The organism is Algibacter sp. 2305UL17-15 (genome assembly GCF_040720935.1).
Classification (GTDB): Bacteria; Bacteroidota; Bacteroidia; order Flavobacteriales; family Flavobacteriaceae; genus Jejuia.
In genome coordinates this window covers 1-1,653 of sequence record NZ_JBFDAE010000035.1, presented here as the reverse complement: position 1 = coordinate 1,653, position 1,653 = coordinate 1, and the positions used below count along the sequence as shown (strand labels likewise).

Sequence of the window (1,653 nt, the reverse complement as noted above, 5' to 3'; positions counted from 1 at the left end):
GTAAAAATAATTGCTCGGGCAACTGCATATCTGGAAAATTCCTGCGGAATTTTCTCCGGCTCGATTGTGTTTGCTAAATTAGTGGCTTAATCACGCAACTATCATTACACGCGGCACGTTGTGGTGCATTTAAGAAAAACATCGAGATAACAATGAAACTAATTGAAAGTGAAATAATTGCAATTGGAATAATTGAAGCATTTTATAATAAAAACAGAAAAGGTTTTCTTAAAAAACTGTTTTCAAAACGATTTAAATTCAATACCAACGAAATTCCAAATCCAAGAAATTTAGTGGAATTTTGGAATATTTATGGTCTAAAAAACACCAAGGAATTATCCTTCACTAAAGAGGAAAAGTTAGAATGTATTTCTAAATGTTACACTATCCTTTATAATGATAATTTCAATTTAAAAGATGATTATAATCAAAAACTAAATAAGTTTAATACTGATGCTCGCAAAGCAATTAAAAATAACCCAGGAGTACATTTTAATTGGAATATACCTTCGCCTGAAAAATATCTTAATGAAAATAGAGATAAATTTCAAAATTATAGTTAGACCAATTTCAAAAACAAAAATTCAGAAATCTGTAAAAAAATATGAGACATAAAAAAATAAAAGACGTATTTACAATAATTTACAAAGGGAGACAGAGAGTAGGTTTTGAGGTTGAAGGAATTGAAAAATATATCTTCTTAAGTCCTGGGAATGTTAAACAATGCACAGATATTGGTATTACAGAAGTAGAAATTTTAATTGGGTCTACAATACGACCAGAACTATACAAAGAAGGAGAAAAATTACCTAACGGGAAACTATATGAAAGTAAGTATCCAATAATCAAAGATTTTTGGATTGAGTGTTCTGGGAATAAAGATGAAATGCGTAATCTTAATAAATCGAGACTAATTAATTTTAAGACTATTAATAAAGCATTTCATTTTAATAGAAATGGTAGAGACAGTATCGGATTTGACGTTGGAGAAGATAAAGCAATTTTCACTAATGCAAAATCAGTTACATCAAGAACACAATTGGATATAAGTGAAATCCATATTTTAGAAGGTTCCTACATCAGTCCTATTTATTGGCAAAAAGGAGAAAATGTTTATGAAGGAATGAGTCACCCAGCGGAACTGTGTAAAAAAAGTGATGTTTTAATAAAAGATTTAAGATTACGGCTATATGGTAAAGTTGAAGAAATGCACGAACGTTTTGAAACGACAGAACCTAATTATTACACAAGCGACAATCACAATTCCTATGAACCGAGTTATGATACTTATGGTGGACCACACGGATTTGATGACGACACAATTGATACGGCATTTGAAGGAGACGCTGATAACATTTGGAACATTCTATAAACCGAGGCTAAAAAAACGCACCACAACAAAGTATATAAAAAATTGCTAGTTTGTGCTTAACCAATGTGAGTTGCTTGTTTGCTTGCATCTGATTTTCCTTCGGAAAATCCTCGCACACAAACACGCAACTTTCCATATACATAAACGTTAGCCACAATACTGACCCGTCCTGAATAAAGGCTACACAATCTTAATCAATTATGTACAAAAATGACAAAGTAATCAGACGGTATTCCGAATCTTTTAAACTCAAAATTTTAGACGAACTTACCGCAGGAAAA

General features: G+C 31.3%; 2 protein-coding genes. Both read left to right on the top strand.

Annotated features, from left to right (window positions below; all coding sequences use genetic code 11):
* Positions 1–152: 152 nt before the first annotated feature.
* Complete coding sequence (locus tag ABXQ82_RS18715; protein ID WP_367063323.1) at positions 153–563, top strand: hypothetical protein; 411 nt, start codon at positions 153–155, stop codon at positions 561–563.
* A 41-nt stretch (positions 564–604) separates the two neighbouring features.
* Entirely contained in the window at positions 605–1,372 is a 768-nt protein-coding gene (locus ABXQ82_RS18710) for a hypothetical protein (protein ID WP_367063321.1), read from the top strand.
* The last annotated feature ends 281 nt before the right edge of the window (positions 1,373–1,653 follow it).

Excerpts from the sequence above, each read along its gene's own strand:
- ABXQ82_RS18710 (WP_367063321.1), top strand. The coding sequence starts at position 605 with ATGAGACATAAAAAAATAAAAGACGTATTTACAATAATTTACAAAGGG.
- ABXQ82_RS18715 (WP_367063323.1), top strand. The coding sequence starts at position 153 with ATGAAACTAATTGAAAGTGAAATAATTGCAATTGGAATAATTGAAGCA.